The sequence below is a fragment of the Thalassospira lohafexi genome, assembly GCF_002844275.1.
Classification (GTDB): domain Bacteria; phylum Pseudomonadota; class Alphaproteobacteria; order Rhodospirillales; family Thalassospiraceae; genus Thalassospira; species Thalassospira lohafexi.
In genome coordinates this window covers 17,940-36,290 of sequence record NZ_NXGX01000016.1, presented here as the reverse complement: position 1 = coordinate 36,290, position 18,351 = coordinate 17,940, and the positions used below count along the sequence as shown (strand labels likewise).

Below are 18,351 nucleotides of genomic sequence, written 5' to 3'. Positions count from 1 at the left end.
CATACCTGATTGCCCAATTCTTTTCCCCGAGGAACATCAAATTCTGGTGCACTCGGTAGAGAATTGAGACCATACATTTCCGATCCTTGTCAAGTCGTTAACGGCATGATGGGGGTCCAACAATGCCAACCGAATGGGGTCAGGCAAAGATCGAAATCCTTGCTCTGCGAGATGAAATACTCGCCAAAATCGAGCAAGGCATTTTGGTCCGAACAATCTACGAAGAGCTAAGCACTTCGGGACGTGTCACCATGTCCCGCCGGTCGTTCTATGACCGGGTTAAACAACTGCGTTCCACTGCTGCAAAATCATCTGGACGCTCTGCAGCAAATCAACCTGTTCGACCAAGCAGTCAGAACAGACAGCCGCAATCTGCAAACGCACGTCCAATTCACACCAACACACTGCCAACGCTCAAAGCCGAAGAACAAATAGAGTTTGATCGTGCCTGGGACGGATCCTCCTATGACGAGGAGGACGCCCAATGAGCAATTGGCAGTCCGACTACCTCACCCTTCACACCCGCCTTCGGCAAGCCCGTCAGTCCAAACGTCTCACCCAAGCAGGTGCAGGCGAGCGCATTGGCGTGTGCGAACGCACCTACCGCGACTTCGAGGCAGGCCGAACCGATCTGCCTGCCGCCGTCGTCTTTCGCCTCGCCCATCTGCTGGGCATCAAAATTATCATTTCAGATGGAGTTATCGCCGATGGCGTTGATTAATCTTACCCTTCAGGGCAAGGGCGGGGTCGGCAAGTCTTTTGTCGCCAGCCTTCTCGCGCAGCATTACCTCAATCGCGACACCCCGCTTCATTGCTATGACACCGATCCGGTCAACCAGACCTTTGCCGGATATAAAGCCTTCCCCGTCGAGACCATTCGCCTGGGCGAACGTCCCGATGAGATCAATCCGCGCTATTTTGATGCGCTGATCGAACAGATCATGACTGGCCCGGAAGACGGCGTTGTCGTCATCGATAACGGGGCCAGTACTTTCCTGCCGCTGCTAGGCTATATGGTCGAAGCTCAGGCGCTGCAGATGCTGGCTGAAGCCGGTCATGAAGTCCGGCTTCACACGGTCCTGACAGGCGGCCAAGCATTGAACGACACCATGCAGGGCCTGCATCAGGTTTTGCAAAGCGTTCCCGATATTCCGGTTGTCGTTTGGCTGAATGAGTATTTCGGGCGGATTGAGCGCAAGAACGCATCAGGCGAAGTCGAGAGCTTCGAGCATTCAGGTCTCTACAAGAAAAACAAGAACCGCATTCACGCGCTGGTGCGTCTGCCCGAGGTCCGCAAAGAAACCTTCGGCCATGACATCGAGCAGATGATGCGTGCCCGCCTGACCTTCGATGAAGCAGGCAGCCATGTAGACTTTCCCTTGATGTCGCGCCAGCGCCTGATGATGACCTGGCGCAGCATTGGGGCCTCCATGGAACAGGCGGTGCTGTAATGGCCAGTGTTCTTGATGAGGCTCCGCCGCCACCCCTGACCATGGACAGCATCGAAGAGCTGCGCACGCATTTGTGGAAGGTCCATCAGGTCAATGTCGAGGACGGTGACCCGGTGCTGATGATCTATACCATCCACAAGGTCGTGCTCGACGAGCACCGTCGCCTGATCGATCAACATAACCGGACCCTGTCGGGCATCATCCAGGCACAGGCAGAAACCTTCACCACCGATGTCACTAGCGCCATCGAGGACTTCAAGAATGAAGCCCTGACAGATGCCGTGCGCGAACGTCTGTCTGCGATGCAGGAAGCTGCCCGCCTTGCCGATACGGCACAGGACCGCTTTCGCAAGATGGTCAAGCTGATCTCCATCCTCACCGCCCTCAATCTGGTCGCCGTCGTCTTCACGCTGGGCGTCCTCACCGTTTTGACTATTTGACGACAAGGAAAACCAAACATGGATAAACGCAACTTTTTCAAAATTGCCGTCATTGCAGGCCTTGCCACTTTGGCCATGACCGAACCGGCCTTTGCTCAAGACACCACCGGTGGCAACTGGTGGGATCCGGTTGTTTCCTTCCTCGAACTGCTGGCCGAAGGCTTTGGCAAGATCTTTGCCATCGCACTGGGTCTTGGACTGGTCGTTTATGGCGGCTGGGCGGCCTTTACCGGTCGGCTTGATCCACAGCGCGGCATCATGATGGTCATCGGCGGTATTCTGGTGACCGCAGGACCGGCCATTGCATCTGGTCTTCTGGGGGTTCTCAAATGAAAGCCGCCAGTGCTGTTCTTATTCAGGCCCAACGACAAATGACCCTGATCGGCCTGCCCGTCAGTTTGCTTCTCGTCGCAGGGCTCGCCGGTGTGCTGGGCTTTGTCCTGCCCGTCGTGTTCGACTTTCCGGTTCTGGTCATTCCGGGCGGGATCGTCGGGTTTGTCGTCGCATGGATCTATCTCGTTAAACATCAGCGGATCAATCCGAACCATGACCGCGAGTTGCTGGTTGCCCCGATGTTCTGGGGCAGCCGCAAAGGTGCGCGCCTTCTGACCACAGGAGGGCGCAAATGATCTGGACCGATGTGATCACCACCGGCCTTGTATCCGGGATGGCGGGCGGCTTGGTCGTTCCGGCAGGTCGTCGTCTGTTGCTTGGCGACATTACCCAAGACTGGCTCCAGGACGAACTGGAGCTTGACGGGATCGATCCAGTTGATGGTGTCACCGTGCGGGGCAAGGATGGATCGCTTTCGCGTGTGTGGCATCTGCTGGGCACGAGCTATGACGCCCGGATCGAAACCGAGCAACAAAGCTTGCTGTTGGGCCGTCAGTCGCTGCTGCAGGAACTTGGCAAACGCAATATCGCTGTCCGCTTGTTTGCGATTAAACGCCGACGCGAGATTGCCGCAGATGCCACTTGGCCGAACGCTGTTCTTGATGAGATCGGCACCGCAGAAGCACGGCAATATAAATCAAGCTACTTCATCGACTGGTATTTGATGGCAACCACGCAGACCATGCAGCCCCTGCTGGATGCCGAAGAAAAGATCCCCGCCATTCTGTCGGAATACCGCCCCGAGTTGCTTGCCCGTTCTGACGATGATCAACCCTGTCTTTTAACCGGCTTCCTCAATGGGCTGGTGAGCGGTGAGTATCGCCGCGACCTGCCTGCCATCAGCCGCAATCTGTCGGCAAACCTGCCCGCCTCGGACCTTCATTGCAACAAGGTGAATGGCACCATCACCACGCATGTTCCAGCACAGCGGTTTCAGAAGGTCATCACGGTTACCCTCTGGCCGGAAACAGTGTCCGGCCATTTGATCGGCGAGATCCTCGCCCTGCAGGGCGATATCGAGATCTGCCAAATCTGTGATCCATGGGGCAGTGATCAGGCGATGCTGGTCAACAAGCGCCGCATGGCCGGGGAGTCAAACTCGTGGTTTGGCAATCCGGCAGCAGCGGCGGAAGTCTCGACCCTGCTTGATCTTTTGGCCGAAGGCAAAACAGCGCTTTTTGCCACCCAGTTTCAGATCATTCCGCGTGCGGAGACAGAAGACAAACTCAACACGCTGATCCGCGAGATCACAGAAATACTTGGCAACAAGCGGATTGGCTATGCCCTGCAAACTCGCGGCGCACCGGTTTGCTGGTTTAACCGTCTGCCGGTCGTATCCAAGCGCAAGATCAGATTGCCCGGCAGTCAGTTCATGGCTCCGCTGGATCTGCGCGATCAGAACATTGCCGCCCTTTGGGCTTTGCCACATTCCGCCACCGGCCTGTTGGCCAGCCAGTTTGGCCCGGCACCCGTGCGCTGGTTTAAAACCCCGACCGGCCAATCCTACGCGTTTCAGTTTCAGGTGGTGAACAAGCCGTTTTCTCTGGGCAACTTCCTTGTTTTTGCCCCGTCCGGTGTCGGTAAGTCCACCCTGATCATGCATCTGATGGGCGGCCTTGCGAAGTTCGAGAATATCCGCTCCTACATCTTTGATTCCAAAGAAGGCACGCGCTTCATGGTCGAAGCCATGGGCGGGCTGTATCAAGCCTATGACGGTCTTTCGCTTAATCCGCTTGATGTCGGCGACGACACACCCAAGAACCGCGAACGTGTGTATGCGATCTTAAAATCTCTGGCCGGGATCGATCTGGAAGATGCCGATATCGACGCCCTTAATCATGCCGTCGATCTGGCGTTTCAGATTGAACCACCACACCGCACGCTCAATGCGATCTATCCCTTCGCCTTTGCCCGCCGTTCAACACTCCGGCGCGCCTTTGCGCAGTGGGTTGCGGACGACAAGGGCAATACAGGTCTTCGCAGTCACATCTTCAATGCCCCCCATGACAGCCTTGGCGGTCTTTTGAACCAATCACACATGGTTGGGATCAATATGAACGAGGCGCTGGCCGATCCTGCACTGGGTGCGCCTGTCGTTGGTCATATCTCTGAGGCGATCAGTAAGTCTGTTGCCGGGCGCAATGGTGGCTTTGTCATCTTCATTGATGAAGCGGCCAAGCTTCTTTCCAACCCCGGCTTCCGGGATCTCGGTGCCGAGATGTACCGCGAATACCGCAAACTTGGCGGTGCGGTCGGCATGGCGTTTCAGGATCCGGCAGGCCTTGGCAAAACCGGGGCGGCGGAGGCCATCATCGAGAACACCGCGACGATGATCTTCTTCCCGAACTCCAAGGTCACGGAAGAAAGCCTCAAGCCGTTCAATCTCAATGAAGAGCAAAAGCTGTTTGTCCAGGGCCGCACCCGTTCGCGCAAAAAGAATGATCGGCGGGTTCTGATCATTAAGCGTGATGAAGCCAGCGGTTTTGAGGAAAGCGCCATTCTGGATGTCGATCTGTCACCGCTTGGTGATGCCGTCCGTTTCTATCGTTCCGGCCCGGATGCCAACAACGATCTGGCCACCATCCAAACCAAATGGGGGGACGCATGGCAGAGCCATCTGTAACCCGTATTGATCACCCTGACATGAACAAACATACCCTCGCAATGATCGCCCTCACCAGCCTCGTGGGGTCGCTTGGACTGATTTGCATGTTGAACTGGCCGATCACGACCAGTGCAGTTTTGATCCTCTTGCTTGCCGTCGTTCTTGGCGCGGGAGGTCCATCATGAACAGGCGTCTTCGTACTATAGCACTTGCCTTTGGCATTGTTCTGGCAACGCCTGCCATTGCCTATGCCACCTATCCGGTGATCGATGTGTCGGCCATCGCCAAACTGGGCGAGCAGCTGAGCAAAATGCAAAAGCAGATTGATCAGCTCAAGCAGCATACCGAATGGCTAACCAAACTCAGTGCCCAGGCACAGGGCACGATTGATGCCATCGGGGCTGCCGGACAAATCGCGCTGCCGATCCTCAACATGCAAAAGCTCACCAGCCGGATCATGCGTGACATCCAGTGTCTAACGCCGGACCTTTCCGGTTTGATGCCCGGCATCAATCTTGATGATCTTGATTTCTTTAGCATCTGCGAAGGGCGCAGCATTTACCGCAAATCACTTTGGTTTGATCCGAACGATCCTTCGACCTGGACGTTTCCGGAAGGCAGTGAGTTTGAAGGAACCAACAGTGGTTCTGGTTCGGGCAGTGGCATCTGGGCCGATCCCGACCACCCGGTCAACAAGGCCAAATGGCAAGCGCAGCAACAAGCCCGTGCGATGGTCGAAGCCCGGCGTGAAGAGCTTGCCAAAGATGCGGTTACAACCGGGCTCGCACAGAGCGACCTGACCGTTCAAAGCACCGAAGAGATCCAGCAGGCAATTGAAGAGCTTGAAGCCGCGACCAACGGTGCGGCGGATATGAAGCGGCTTTTGATGGCAATTGCCAAATGGATGGCGATGTCAAACCGCCAGCAGGTTCAACAGCAGCAGCTTACGGCGCAATTGGTCAAAATCCAGTCGACCATGTTGCTGCAATACCTGCCGCCCCAGCAACGTGATGGTGGGGAGGACGCAGAATGATCGGCTTACTTCCCGCCGCTCGCGATAAACGCATTGTGGTTCTTGACGTCGGTCTCGGTACGCCAATCGGGCATATCGTTGCATCCGCCCGTGAAAATATTGCGCCGCTTAACGTAGGTGCAATTCCAACCACTAAGCTGGTTCCATGGCTGAGCCTTTGCTCCGGGCGGCAAGATCGAACGATAGGCATCTTTCCAGACGTCATAAACCAAACGCAGATCATGACCTCGCTTGATCAGGTCTCCCTGCGGATGGTTGGCCAACTTCTGCAAAACCTCATCGCGACTGCCTGCGATCAAATCCTGATGAGCCTCATACGCAGGCATGACCTGATCCCATTCCTTATCGAACTCGCTCCCCGTTTGGAACTCCGTCCAAGCGGACACCGCGTACTCCCAATCCAAGTAATCGCCTTTGTTCAACGCAACGCCAAGCGAATTAGCCTGCGCTGCCCCATTCGGCAAAAAGGACAACAACCCAATGAGCGGTAGAACAAACACAACTACTGATTTGATGTGCCTGACCTGCGACGTGGTGACGGAGTATGTCGATCTGGCCAACAGTTTCACCCAAAACCTGAGCAGTGTGCTGCTCGACCCCATGTGGTTCATCTATCTCTCCGTCGTTGGTCTATGGATCGTCATTCATGGCGGTAAGATGATCATGGGAAAGGGCGATCTGATTGGATTCGCTCATGAATTCGCGTTTATCACTATAGCCGGTCTGCTGCTCGGCGGGCAAGGGCCCACTCTCGTAAATTCCATTTATCAGATGGCGTTATCAACGATGGGTAGTGCTGCTGGTGTTGTGCTGTCTGCCGGGATGGAAGGTGGCATTGCAACGGCCAAGATCCCGAGCGAGGCCTCTTCGCTGGGCGGCATGGCGCAGTTGGTTTATGTCGCCGAACGCGGCTTGATGGTTGTCTTGCGGATTGCCTTTGAAATCTGGGCGTCAATCTCGCTGGGCAATCTGATGGCCGGTGTTTACGGCGTGCTGCTGGCTCTGCCCTACATCATCCTGATCATTGTCTATTTCAGTCAGGTGGTGGTCAGCATCTTCCGCGTGATGATGTTTTCCGCCCTCTCCCCGATCCTGATGCTCGCCCTCGGGTTTGGCTGGGGTCGTGGCATGGCGATTACCGGCATTCGTACCGTCTTTGCCGCCTTCATGGTGTTGTTTGGGTCAACACTTGCCTTGGCATTGTGCCTCTATGGTGCGGCCTCGCTTGATATCCAGAACACCGAAAACGTTCGCGAGATCACCTCTATCGACAATCCCGGCCTGTGGGTCGCCATCGTGCTCGGATGGATGGGAACAGCCTTTATGGCTGAAGCCACCGGCATGGCCAACTCGATAGCCGGATCGCAACTGACCAATCAGGCGGCTGCTGTCATTACCGCAGGCATGACCGCAACCGGTCTTACTGTTCTGAACCACGCCAAACAGTTCGCACCTTCGGGCCTTAAGACTGCGGGCAATGCCCTTGCTGCAGGCGCAAAAGGGTTTGGAATGGGACAAGCTGCTGCGGGCGATCCCGCTGGCGCATTGAATGCGGCCAAAGGTCAGTTTGGTCGGTTTGGTTCAGCCTTTGATGCCCATCGCCAAAGCGTCATGGAACGCCTTAAAACCCCGACCTTTGATCGGGGAGACAAGTCATGAGCCGTTTCAAACAGTTCTTGCGTGACGCTTTCCTGATGATCTTAGCCCTTCCGATGGTGCTGCTGTGGCTTGTCATCCTGACGGGCATGTTTTCGCCTGAAAGCCTGATTGTCTTTGTCATGGCGCTTCGCGAAGTCGATGCCGCGCAGCTTGCCGGTTTGATGCGCAGTGCCGTCCATATCTGGATCGCGCTTTCCATCACCCTTGCCCTTGCCCGACTTGTCTTTGGCTTGGGCAAACCCTCCTCCCAAACCGCCCCCAACCAGAAAGGATCGCAGCCATGCGCCTGATCCCCAAACACCTTGTTCCAATGGTCTGCCTTGCCGTTCTCCTGTCGGGTTGCGTTTCCGTTTCAAAAGACCGCGAGATCCCAAAGGAAGGGACCGGCACCGATGAAATGAAACTCAGCCCCTGCGTCTGCGATCCGATCGAGTTCAATGGCGAGGGCTTCTCATGGCTTGGCTAGGACGTATCGGCACGCGCGATCACGAGCGCACGTCGATCTCGGCGCCGGTATCTCCGCATGTGCGGACGGTCGCAGCAGATCCATACAGCTTTCAGGCAAGCCATCGTCGGCTGGCCTGGATGCTGCGGCTGTCTGCCGGAACCAACATCGTGCTGGGGGCCGGGGTGGTCGTTTTAGCGCAAACCATTGGCCATCTTGTCCCGCTCAAGGAAACCGAGATTGCCCTGGTTCGAACCTATGGCCCGGATGATCGCACTTATGTCGTTGAACCGGTCAGCAAGAAAGTCGGGGGCTTTGAAGTCTTTCTTGAAGCCCAGGCCAAACGCTTTGTTCTGATCACCAACGAGATCGATCCGGTCACTCAGGAAGAACGCCAGCGCGAAGCATCACGGTTATCCGATGCCCGCTTCTGGGAACGTTTTAAACGTGAACGGATCGATAGCGGCCTGATCACTGAAGCCCTTGAAAAAGGCATTGAGCGTGAAGTGCGGATCGTCTCCATCGATCCCATCGCCACCCTGTCATCGGACCATAAATACGCGGTCGATTTTATCCAGATCGATCACCGTCGCGGCAAAGAGATCTCGCGCAAAGCCTTGCGCGCCTATCTGACACTGGCCACCCGCCAGCAGAATGTCTCCGAAGCCGACAAATACACAAATCCCTTTGGCGTCACCGTGCTCGACATGGTGCTGAGAGAAAGAGGTGCGTCATGAAACGCCTGAGTAATCTTGTTTTCCATCTTGTTCTGGGCAGCCTGATTTTGGCCGTCCTCGTGCTTGGCTATCAACGCGCCAATGCCCAAACAGCCGCTCGCCCGCCAATGCCGGGTCAATCACAGCAGCCGTTTTCGGGCGTTTCTGCTTCGCCACAACACTCCGCCCCGGCCATGCCCGTTCCTGACAGCGTGGTCGATCAGGCACGTGATCAGAACGAAGGGTATTTTTCGACTATGCGCCGACCGCGCACCAGCGGGCAGGTGCAAGATGTCTGGGATCGGGCTGAACCTGATGATGCGGTTTATGCCACCGATCTGTGTAGTGACTGCACCTACAAGATCCGTACCCGCGAGTTTATGGTCACGGTGGTTGAGCTACCACGCGGCGAGATCATCGAAGCTGTTGATTTGGGTGATGATGGCGGGTTTTCCGTCAAGCCACGCGGCAAACGCCGCCTTGCTGTCCGTCCAAGCGGCTATGGCTACGACACCTCACTCGTCGTCTATGGCAAGTCCGGTGCGGTCTATCCGTTCTATCTGCGGGCAGAGAGTTTCAATTCGGTCAATGTGCCAGATCTGGTTGTCCGCATCGAAGGATCTGTGCAGATCAATGAGGATCCGGCAGTTCCCGGCTTTACCGGTGTTTTGGACGACACAGAGAAACCGGCTCTTCCGGCGATGTCTGTTCCCGGATATGGCAATAAGTCTGCTGCCATCGACACTGCGATTGCCGGACTGAGTGAGACCAACCCCGGCACACCTGCCGATGACTTTGTTGCACAATCCCCGTTCGACCCGAACGCCCTGCACGGCTGGGGTGAATATGACCTCTGGGGCGATGAAACGCTGCGTCCGGAAACCGTTTTTCGCGATGATCATTTTACGTATATCCGCTTTGGCAAACGCTGGAAGGATGTCGAACTGCCAACCGCCTATGTGGTGGTTGATGGCATTGATGAGTTGGTTAATACCCGCGTTCAGGGTGAGACCTACATCATCGAAAGTACCCGCCCGCTGATCACACTCAAAAGCGGTCAAAGCTTCCTCTGTGTTGAATATACCGGGGACGCGGCATGAGTGCGTTTTGTGATGTCGCCCTGGTGATTGGTCTCACCTTTGGTGGCGTGTGTGCGGAACCGGTGGTCAATGCACCGCCAACCTTACCAGCCGATGATCCATCGGTCTGGGCGCTTCCGGCACCACCTCCTCCAGCGCCCCCTGCTCTGGCACCTTCCATGCCGCCGATTATCATCAAGGACGCTAAACCAGAACCGCAACCAGATCCTGTTCTCAATGTCGAGCCGGAACCTGCGCCCGTTCCCGAACCGCCTGCACCAGATCCATACCGCACAGCCTTGGAGGCCGCTTGGCAACATCCTGTTTCCATGTCGTCTGGCTGGGGGGCTCCGGCGTGGCAGTCTGGCGATATGGCAGGATTGTCGGGCAATGCCGCCCTGCCCGGCATGACCGCGCCAGCAGCGATGGATCCGCTTGATCTGCCGGTCGGTGAAAACGACAAGGCCGATTATGAAGGCCCGCGTCGTACCTCGACGCTGCCAGTCGATAACAGCCGGATCATTACAGCAGATCGTTACATCACGGTCATTCTCGAAACTGGCATCAACAGCCAGGTTGGCGGTGACGCAACCGGTACCGTTATCGTCCAGTCAGCCCGCGATGTTTATGGCTATCACGGGCGCAATGTCCTGATCCCCAAAGGCTCACGCCTGATCTGCAATTACGATCCGCCCAAGGATATGGGCAGTTCGCGCCTGTCGATTTCTTGTGAACGCATCCTGATCGCCGGGCATCGGGCCGAGATCCGCCAGCTTGCCTCCCCCATCGGTGACATTCAGGGCCGACAAGGCGTTGCTGGCGAAGTGGATCGCCGTTTCTGGGAACGCTATGGCACGGCGTTCATGCTGACCGGCATCTCGACGGCTGTGCGCTATGCCGCGGCCTCAACAAAATCCGAGGACAGCGACGGCGAAGTCGCAACGGCGGCTTCTGAAAAAGCCGCAGAAGAGCTCTCGACCCGCTTTGGCGAAATCAGCGCCAGCGTCCTTGAAGAAACCCTTTCCTTGCAACCCATCATCACCATCCCCCAAGGCACACGCCTTCAAATCCGTCCGGCAACGGACTGGTACATCGCAAATGTGGAGTAGAAGCATGAACAAACAAGCGCTTTGGTGTTTGCTCCTGTCATCCTGTCTGGTGTCTCCGGCACTGGCACAGATGGCACAGACGCCGCCAGAAACGACTCAGACCGACTCATCTGAAACTAATCCTGAACCGGGCATCGAGGAGATGGTGCGCAAGGTCAATATCGTGACCCGTGCGATAACCCGCACCGCCGTTTCGCAAAACGAACCGATGGCCATTGATCTTGGTTTGGTCGATGTACCTGGTGCGCCGCCCAAACTGACCGAAGGTGTCACGGCCAAAGCCTATGCCCGCTATGTCAATTACGAAGACAGCCTGATTGCCCAACTGGTCCTGACCGGCGTTGAGAAAGACGGCCGATCCGAGCCGCTTGATTCAAATGATTTTGTTGCGCAGTTCAATATGGACAGCCCGGAACTTGATCCGGCTTCGCCGGTTACCATTGAAGGTAATCAGGAAACCCTGATCGCTGCCCTTCAGCGTCTGAACGCTGTCGAAGACGAGGACGACAAGGAAGAAAAAGAAACCGAGGCGGCAGAGGGCGATACCGGTGCGTCAAACAGCGTCGGATCAAACGCCTCAAAGAATGCGGATGCTGCAGGCTATTCCTCGCCTGCCGCTTTGGATGTTGCGGAAGATACTAGTTCCCCAACTGTCCGCGTCACGACAGAAGGCTGTAACATCCGGGTTGATCTCGCCCAACTTGTTGCCGTCCAGCAAAGCCGGGTGGAAACCACCGAAGATGGCGCGGTCAGCACGGCCCCTTGTGAGGATGGCGCAGATCGATATCCGTTGGATCGAAGCTACTCGGTCTGCGGTGACACCATCGATATGGAAACCCGTCAGGCAACCGCTCAATACCTGCTGTATTACACCGATGGTGGCGGTAACCGGCAGGAAGTTACTGACTGCCTCAAGGATGACGACAAGGTCTTTGATATTACCGAGAAGGCATCGGCCTGCTCGGTCTATCTTGATTACAACGAGATGATGGCGGTGCCGCAAGCATCGCTTGCCTATGTCAATGCCAGCAACAATGAAGTCCAGGTGCGCAGTTGTGAACCGTCCGAAGAAATCACCTCGGTTCCGCTTGTGTCTGTCACCGATGGCTGTTCCATCCGGCATGATTTTGCCGGTGGCCTGTCCTTGCAAACCGGTCGCCATATCTATGAGCTGAACGGTACCACTTGGCAGGCTGATGCCTGCTCGGACAATGGCACCGAATATCCCCACGAGACGGTTTATAAGAACGCTGCCGGGCAAGAAGTCTGTGCGCCGATCATTAATCAGGCGGCTGGCTCAGTCACCCGTCAAAGCCGCAAGCAGATTGTGGTCAATGGGGTTGAGCAATTCATCACCGAATGCAAACCCGATACGGCCAACATCGCGATCCAGTCGACCATTGATGGCTGCGACAATCCATCGCTTTGGAACCATGATCTGGCGGCTGGCACCAGCTATGGCCGCGAGCGGTTCTACTACCAGCTCGATGGCGTTCCGCAATATGTCACCGAATGTCAGGATAGCGAGATTGCCTATCCGCATCAGGTCGAGACCACCGGCTGGCAACCCCATGATGACCAGCTATTCGCCTATCGCCTGACCACGGTCTATATCGAAGGCACGCCCAAAGGCCGCTTTAACATCAAGACCAGCGAAGTTCTGCCGGGTGAACCGCAGACGGCTTACGTCTATTCGGGAGAAGCGCCCGCAACAAACGGTGAGCATTTCTATGAAGGCTGCACACGCTTTGATGCACGGGATTTGGTCGAATCTTATGACCGACCGGATGGCTCGAAGCACAAGGTTGTCATTGGTGAAGCCGACCCGCTCAGTCTTGGGAACAAATGCTACAATGAATTTACGTGGGAGGCGATAACCCATGGAAAGTTTGAAAACCCGGTTTCTTCGAACAGATCCAGCGGCCCATGTGGTGTGTTCGAAAACTATGCGCACGTTTATGACGCCGCTTATCACTGTACCAGTACAAGCTCAGTCGGAACACGCAAGACCATTCGTGAAGACGGTGAAGTTATTGGCACGGCCTCTAACACCTGCACGACGTACAACGCCTATTCCCCAGTCGCAGCCAAATATTACACCGGCGGATCAGATGCAGACGGAAGCTTCCAAGGCTATATCCGTGTCAAATTTCCCTCTTCTGGCTGGTCTTACCCATCTCATACAAATGGTGTGAAGTCCGGCTGCCTTGGGAATTGGGGGTGGCTGCAATGAACGCCCTTTCCCCCAATCCCCTGTTTGAGAAGATCCTCGGTCCTCTGGCCAGCTATTACGGCGATCTCTCTACCGTCGAAATTCGCATGAACCGCCCACACCGCGTCGTTACCGAACGGCGCGGGGAAGGCAAGCGCGAGATCGAGGATCCTGCTCTTACCCTGGCTGCCATCGAACGGATAGCGATCAGCCTCGCCAACCAACGCGGCCTGAAGTTCAATCCCGATGACACTCCAAAACTCTCCTGCGTCTTGCCGGGAAATCATCGCTGCGAGATCCTCGTCGGGGCATCGGTGCGCAGCCACCTCAGCCTTGCGATCCGCTGCAAACATCCCTTCACCCCGACCTGGGAACAGGCCGGGGTGACACCAACCATCCGCGACTATCTGATCGATAAGGTCGCGGGTGACGCCAACATGATCATTAGCGGGGCCACCAATACCGGTAAGACCACCCTGCTCAACATGCTGCTTGCCACCGTCGATCCGGCCCGCCGGGTGTTGGCCATCGAGGACACGCCAGAACTTCATATCGAGCAATTCTGGGATGGCAATGGTTTGATTGCCGCCCGTGAGGCCGGGACCGGCAGTGGCATGGTCGGCTGGCGCGAGATCTATGATCACCTGATGCGGATCACGCCCGATCATATCCTGTTTGGTGAGATCAGTACCCAGAACGCCTTTGCTGCCCTTGCTGCGCTCAACTCCGGGGTCACGGGCTTTATGTGCACCATCCATGCCGAAAGCCCCTGGCAGGCCATTCACCGCAAGTTTGATCAAAACATCGCCTGGGCGGGCGAGACCATGCCGCGTGTGCCGGAGTTTCTCGCCGAGCTGGTTGATGTCGTCGTTCAGATCAAACGCAATGCCGATGGCTGGCGGCGCATCACCGATATCTGGGAGCCCCGCAATGATCGCTATGTCCTTCAAGACGGCAAGGAGATGTTGTCATGACCGCTCTTTATCGAATGTCTCTGCCGGTCATTCTAGTTGCCATGATCACCGCCATTCTCTGGCAATGGCATCTTGCCGTCGGGTTTGACGCGCTTGATCTGCGCTGGTGGCAATGGTCGCTTGAGGCCGTCACCCATTCGGCGGGCCTTCCCGATGAAATGCTTTATCCGGCGCTTTGGATTGGCATTGCCGGGCTGCTTTCGATGTTTGGTGTTCTGGCATTGGGATCTCGCGCCAATAACAGCACGCTTAGGGGCAACCGCCAGGGCGACGAACTGCATGGCTCAGCCCGCTGGGCCATGCTGCGTGATCTCAAGAAAGCCCGGCTATTTCGCAAAGACGGTGTGGTTGTCGGTGGTTGGCCGTCATGGTTTGGCCGGATCCGCGAACTGCGCCATGACGGGCCGGAACATGTTCTGGTCTGGGCCCCAACCCGTACCGGCAAAGGGGTGAGCCTGATCCTCTCCACCCTGCTCAGCTGGCGCGAAAGTATTCTCTGTCTTGATATCAAAGGTGAGAACTTCGCCAAGACCGGTGGTTGGCTGGCCAGTATTGGTCACACAGTCCTGCGGTTTGAGCCTGCCGCAACATCGGGTTCGGCGCGCTTTAATCCGTTGGCCGAAGTGCGGATTGATAGCGAACGCGACATTGCCGATTGCCAGAACATTGCCGCGATGATCATTGATCCGGACGGCAAAGGCATGTCGGGCAGTTACTGGCGTGAGGAAGGCTGGGGCTGGCTTTCTGTTGTGCTGCTCCATGTCATCTATCGCGTTCGATCTGAGCAAGGTCGCATGGCCTGCTTTGATGATGTGAACATCTTCCTCTCAGGCATCACTGGCCAACCAAGTGAAGATGGCCCCGGTGGAAATGAACACCGCGAACAGGCCGACGATAATTTCGAGCATATTCTTGCTGAGATGGCCACCTTTGATCACGGCAAAGCGCATGTAAACAAGGAAGTCCGGCGCGGGGCCAACAGCATGATGATCAAGGCCCCGCAGGAACGTTCCGGCGTGCATTCAACCGCCAAAACGCAGCTCACCGTCTTTGCCGATCCGATCATTGCCCGCAATACCGCCACCAGCGATTTTCGTCTGCATGATTTGATGAATGGCGATGCACCGATGGCATTGTTCCTTGTCGTGTCCCCTGCGGATAAGGACCGCTTGCGGCCTTTGCTTCGCATCATCCTCAATCTGTTCATGCGGCGTATGACTGAACGCATGGAGTTTGGATCGGGCCAAACAGTTGCCGGATACAAACACCGCCTGCTTTTAATGCTCGATGAGTTCACCTCCATCGGCAAGCTCGAGATCTTTGAGGAATCGCTGGCCTTCATGGCCGGATATGGCCTCAAGGCCATGATCATCGTTCAGAATACCGAACAGTTGTTCAAGCATTATGGCCGCGATGAATCAATCATGGCCAATTGCAAAATCCGGATCGCCTTTACCCCCAACAAGCTCGAAACAGCCAAGCTGCTTTCCGACATGACCGGCAAGGCAACCATCGTGCAAAAGCGCCGCTCACACTCCGGGCGTATGGGCGATCTTGGGTCGGTCTCCGACAATCTGGCTGAAACATCCCGGCCACTTTTGACCCCTGATGAATGCATGCGCCTACAGATCATTGATACCGAGGGCCGAAAACCGATCCCCGGTGACGCGCTGATCTTTGTCGCCGGTCTTCCGCCCATCCTTGGCCGTCAAAAGCTCTACTTCCTTGATCGCGAGCTTTCTCGTCGTTCGCAAATGACGCCACCCCAAATGGCGATCTCTTCCATGCCGTCTGCCTCTCTCAAAGGACCCAAATCATGAAAACACCCAATACACCTGACAAAGGCACGCCTGCGTCTGCAGCCCTGAATGACCAGGACTATCTCGCGCTGGCCTCTTCCATGATCAATGTGCAGAGCCTCACCGGCCCTGTGCCGGTTGATCCCGACATTGCTGATGCCATGGGGGCATTCTCCGAAGACGCGCTCTCCGCTGATGACGCGCTCGACAGTCATTTTGACGGGGTCGATCCAACCGCTGATGCGGAGGCCTCAAACAATGGCTGAGAAAAAGAAAAGCTATCGCGATCAAGTGGTCGAAGAGCTGCTTGGCCATATCGAAGCAGGCACAGCACCCTGGCAAAAGCCATGGGAACCGGGAAAGGTTCGCATGGCCCCGTTCAATCCGGTCTCCGGCAAAGACTATCGCGGCATTAATGCGCTCTGGCTTGAAATGCGCGCGCGCTCGGATCCGCGCTGGATGACCTATCGCCAGGCGACTGCCCAGGACGCGCAAGTCCGCAAGGGTGAAAAAGGCACCATGATCGAATACTGGAAATGGTCAGAGCGCGAGAAGGTCTTGGATGACACTGGCAAGCCGGTTCTTGACGACAAGGGTGTTGCGAAAACCCGCGACGTGCGCCTTGACCGGCCAAGGGTGTTTCATGCGGTCGTGTTTAATGCCGATCAGATCGATGGTCTGGCCCCCTATATCGCACCTGAACCAACCTTCAGCCCGGTCGAACGGGCCGAACAGATCCTCAAGCAGGGCAATGTGCCGATCTTTCATGATCAGAATGACCGGGCGTTTTATCGGAGCTCATCCGATCAGATCCACATGCCCCATCAGGCCGCCTTCAAAGGCCAGTACGAATATTACGCAACCGCCTTGCATGAGCTTGGCCATGCCACCGGCCACAGTTCTCGAATGGCACGCGAGTTCGGGCCGTTTGGCTCGGAAGTTTACGCCAAGGAAGAACTGCGCGCAGAAATCGCAAGCTACATGCTGACCACCGAGCTTGGCCTTGGTCATTACCCGGAACGCCATGCCAGTTATGTCGGCTCATGGATGAACGCCATCAAAGAAGATCGCAATGCGTTGTTTGCAAGCGCGCGCGATGCGGAGAACATCCGCACCTGGGTGATGGAGCCGGACAAACGCCAAAGCCTGATCCCCATCAAAGCCAAAGAAGCGACCAAATCCATCGCCCAAACCCCGGCTGTTGAACGACAGAAGGAAAATGCCATGAAAGCCGAGATGTCGCAGGCTCCGAACCAGGACACCAACACCGACCGCAAACGGATCTATCTCAATGTGCCGTTCAGTGAAAAGGATGAGGCCAAGGCGCTCGGCGCAAAATGGGATCGGCGTGCCAAAGCATGGTATGCGCGCGATGATATGGAACTTGAGCCGTTTAAGCGCTGGCAGGAGACCAAAGCCAAAGCCCCGGAACCAAAGATCAATCCCGAAGACGAGTTTGCCCAAGCACTCAAGGAAAACGGCCTGATCCTCGAAGGCCCTCCAACCATGGATGGCAAATGGCACCGGGTTGCGGTTGATGGTGATCGCAAAGGCCAGAAAAGCGGATCTTATCGCGGGTTCCTCGAAGGCCTTCCGGCAGGCAACATTACCAATTACAAATCCGGGCAGGATCCGGTCAAATGGGTGGCGACCGGCACCAAGATCGATCCCAAGGAGCTGGAACAGTCCAGAGCCGAAGCTGCGGCCCGCAAAGCAGCCCACGAACAGGAACTGCGTGCGCAATATCGCGCCGTGGCCAAACGGGCCTATGGGATTTTCCAGAACGCCGAACTGGCCCCGGCCAATCATGCTTATCTGCAAAACAAACAGGTGCCTGCAGGGGATCTGCGCATTGATCAATCTGGCAACCTTCTGATGCCGATGACCAATGACAAGGGTTTTATTGAAAACGTCCAGTCAATCCATCCCGATGGCACCAAGATGTTCCTCAAGGACGGCAAGAAGCGTGATCTGATGCATGTCATTGAGGGTGCCCCCAAAGGCCCAATGATCGTCACCGAAGGCTATTCCACCGGCCAAAGCCTGCATATGGCCAGTGGGTTGACCGTCGTGGTTGCGCTTGATTCCGGCAATCTGGCACCGGTGGCTGAGGCCCTTCACAAGAAGCACCCTGATCGTCCCTTGGTGATTGCGGCTGATGATGATCATGCCAAGCAGGTTAATGCCGGGATCAAGGGGGCCGAACGGGCATCTGAACTGACCGGGGCAAAAATCCTGCGTCCGGATCTGACGGATGACGAAAAAGCCAAAGGCCTCACCGACTTTAACGACATTCATCGGGAACGCGGAATTGAGGCGTTGAAACGCCTTGTCACTGACCAGCTCGGCATCACCAAGCCGAAAGCCAAAACCCGAACACGGGGACGCGAGCAGCAGTCGGCCAGCTTGGCGGTCTGATCCCCGAAAGCCGGTGGC

The 18,351-nt window shown here is 56.2% G+C and carries 21 protein-coding genes; 20 read left to right on the top strand and 1 reads right to left on the bottom strand.

What is annotated here, in order from left to right; genetic code table 11:
• Positions 1-122: 122 nt before the first annotated feature.
• Genes COO92_RS21715 through COO92_RS21675 form a run of 9 tightly spaced genes read left to right on the top strand, consistent with a single transcriptional unit; the run spans position 123 to position 5,922 of the window.
• A complete protein-coding gene (locus tag COO92_RS21715) occupies positions 123-488 on the top strand; it encodes a TraK family protein (RefSeq protein ID WP_101305027.1) in 366 nt (121 codons plus the stop codon).
• Entirely contained in the window at positions 485-721 is a 237-nt protein-coding gene (locus COO92_RS21710) for a helix-turn-helix transcriptional regulator (protein ID WP_101305026.1), read from the top strand. Before COO92_RS21715 ends, COO92_RS21710 begins: the two co-directional genes overlap by 4 nt.
• Positions 708-1,451, top strand: coding sequence for a P-loop NTPase family protein (locus tag COO92_RS21705; RefSeq protein WP_101305025.1), 744 nt, complete (start codon positions 708-710; stop codon positions 1,449-1,451). Before COO92_RS21710 ends, COO92_RS21705 begins: the two co-directional genes overlap by 14 nt.
• Positions 1,451-1,891, top strand: a complete 441-nt coding sequence (locus tag COO92_RS21700; protein ID WP_101305024.1) for a hypothetical protein — start codon at positions 1,451-1,453, stop codon at positions 1,889-1,891. The genes COO92_RS21705 and COO92_RS21700 overlap by 1 nt, the downstream gene beginning before the upstream one ends.
• Positions 1,892-1,909: 18 nt before the next feature.
• Complete coding sequence (locus tag COO92_RS21695; RefSeq protein WP_101305023.1) at positions 1,910-2,224, top strand: TrbC/VirB2 family protein; 315 nt, start codon at positions 1,910-1,912, stop codon at positions 2,222-2,224.
• Positions 2,221-2,520: a hypothetical protein gene (locus COO92_RS21690; RefSeq protein WP_101305022.1), complete on the top strand. Its 300-nt coding sequence runs from the start codon at positions 2,221-2,223 to the stop codon at positions 2,518-2,520. The genes COO92_RS21695 and COO92_RS21690 overlap by 4 nt, the downstream gene beginning before the upstream one ends.
• A complete protein-coding gene (locus COO92_RS21685) occupies positions 2,517-4,907 on the top strand; it encodes a VirB4 family type IV secretion system protein (protein WP_101305021.1) in 2,391 nt (796 codons plus the stop codon). Before COO92_RS21690 ends, COO92_RS21685 begins: the two co-directional genes overlap by 4 nt.
• Positions 4,889-5,074, top strand: coding sequence for a hypothetical protein (locus COO92_RS21680; RefSeq protein ID WP_101305020.1), 186 nt, complete (start codon positions 4,889-4,891; stop codon positions 5,072-5,074). Before COO92_RS21685 ends, COO92_RS21680 begins: the two co-directional genes overlap by 19 nt.
• Positions 5,071-5,922, top strand: a complete 852-nt coding sequence (locus COO92_RS21675) for a hypothetical protein (RefSeq protein WP_101305019.1) — start codon at positions 5,071-5,073, stop codon at positions 5,920-5,922. The genes COO92_RS21680 and COO92_RS21675 overlap by 4 nt, the downstream gene beginning before the upstream one ends.
• A gap of 5 nt (positions 5,923-5,927) precedes the next feature.
• Here COO92_RS21675 and COO92_RS21985 read toward each other — a convergent pair whose 3' ends face one another.
• Positions 5,928-6,308, bottom strand: coding sequence for a hypothetical protein (locus tag COO92_RS21985; protein ID WP_133125114.1), 381 nt, complete (start codon positions 6,306-6,308; stop codon positions 5,928-5,930).
• Between the two features lie 94 nt (positions 6,309-6,402).
• Here COO92_RS21985 and COO92_RS21665 point away from each other — a divergent pair, with 94 nt between their 5' ends.
• The 11 genes from COO92_RS21665 to COO92_RS21615 are packed head-to-tail and all read left to right on the top strand — an operon-like array spanning position 6,403 to position 18,333.
• Positions 6,403-7,581, top strand: a complete 1,179-nt coding sequence (locus tag COO92_RS21665; RefSeq protein ID WP_240626556.1) for a hypothetical protein — start codon at positions 6,403-6,405, stop codon at positions 7,579-7,581.
• Positions 7,578-7,871, top strand: a complete 294-nt coding sequence (locus COO92_RS21660) for a hypothetical protein (RefSeq protein WP_101305017.1) — start codon at positions 7,578-7,580, stop codon at positions 7,869-7,871. Before COO92_RS21665 ends, COO92_RS21660 begins: the two co-directional genes overlap by 4 nt.
• Entirely contained in the window at positions 7,862-8,047 is a 186-nt protein-coding gene (locus tag COO92_RS21655) for a hypothetical protein (RefSeq protein WP_101305016.1), read from the top strand. Before COO92_RS21660 ends, COO92_RS21655 begins: the two co-directional genes overlap by 10 nt.
• On the top strand, positions 8,035-8,763 hold the full coding sequence (locus tag COO92_RS21650) for a VirB8 family type IV secretion system protein (RefSeq protein ID WP_101305015.1): 729 nt from the start codon (positions 8,035-8,037) through the stop codon (positions 8,761-8,763). The genes COO92_RS21655 and COO92_RS21650 overlap by 13 nt, the downstream gene beginning before the upstream one ends.
• Positions 8,760-9,842 (top strand): TrbG/VirB9 family P-type conjugative transfer protein, encoded by a 1,083-nt coding sequence (locus COO92_RS21645; RefSeq protein WP_101305014.1) that lies wholly within the window; start codon positions 8,760-8,762, stop codon positions 9,840-9,842. The genes COO92_RS21650 and COO92_RS21645 overlap by 4 nt, the downstream gene beginning before the upstream one ends.
• Complete coding sequence (locus COO92_RS21640; RefSeq protein WP_101305013.1) at positions 9,839-10,930, top strand: TraB/TrbI/VirB10 family type IV secretion system protein; 1,092 nt, start codon at positions 9,839-9,841, stop codon at positions 10,928-10,930. Before COO92_RS21645 ends, COO92_RS21640 begins: the two co-directional genes overlap by 4 nt.
• A 4-nt stretch (positions 10,931-10,934) precedes the next feature.
• The gene (locus COO92_RS21635) at positions 10,935-13,163 is read left to right on the top strand and encodes a hypothetical protein (RefSeq protein WP_101305012.1); all 2,229 of its coding nucleotides are present in this window, start codon (positions 10,935-10,937) and stop codon (positions 13,161-13,163) included.
• Positions 13,160-14,116, top strand: coding sequence for an ATPase, T2SS/T4P/T4SS family (locus tag COO92_RS21630; protein ID WP_101305011.1), 957 nt, complete (start codon positions 13,160-13,162; stop codon positions 14,114-14,116). Before COO92_RS21635 ends, COO92_RS21630 begins: the two co-directional genes overlap by 4 nt.
• Positions 14,113-15,936: a type IV secretory system conjugative DNA transfer family protein gene (locus COO92_RS21625; RefSeq protein ID WP_101305010.1), complete on the top strand. Its 1,824-nt coding sequence runs from the start codon at positions 14,113-14,115 to the stop codon at positions 15,934-15,936. Before COO92_RS21630 ends, COO92_RS21625 begins: the two co-directional genes overlap by 4 nt.
• Positions 15,933-16,181, top strand: coding sequence for a hypothetical protein (locus COO92_RS21620; RefSeq protein ID WP_101305009.1), 249 nt, complete (start codon positions 15,933-15,935; stop codon positions 16,179-16,181). Before COO92_RS21625 ends, COO92_RS21620 begins: the two co-directional genes overlap by 4 nt.
• The gene (locus tag COO92_RS21615; RefSeq protein WP_101305008.1) at positions 16,174-18,333 is read left to right on the top strand and encodes a zincin-like metallopeptidase domain-containing protein; all 2,160 of its coding nucleotides are present in this window, start codon (positions 16,174-16,176) and stop codon (positions 18,331-18,333) included. The genes COO92_RS21620 and COO92_RS21615 overlap by 8 nt, the downstream gene beginning before the upstream one ends.
• Positions 18,334-18,351: the final 18 nt, after the last annotated feature.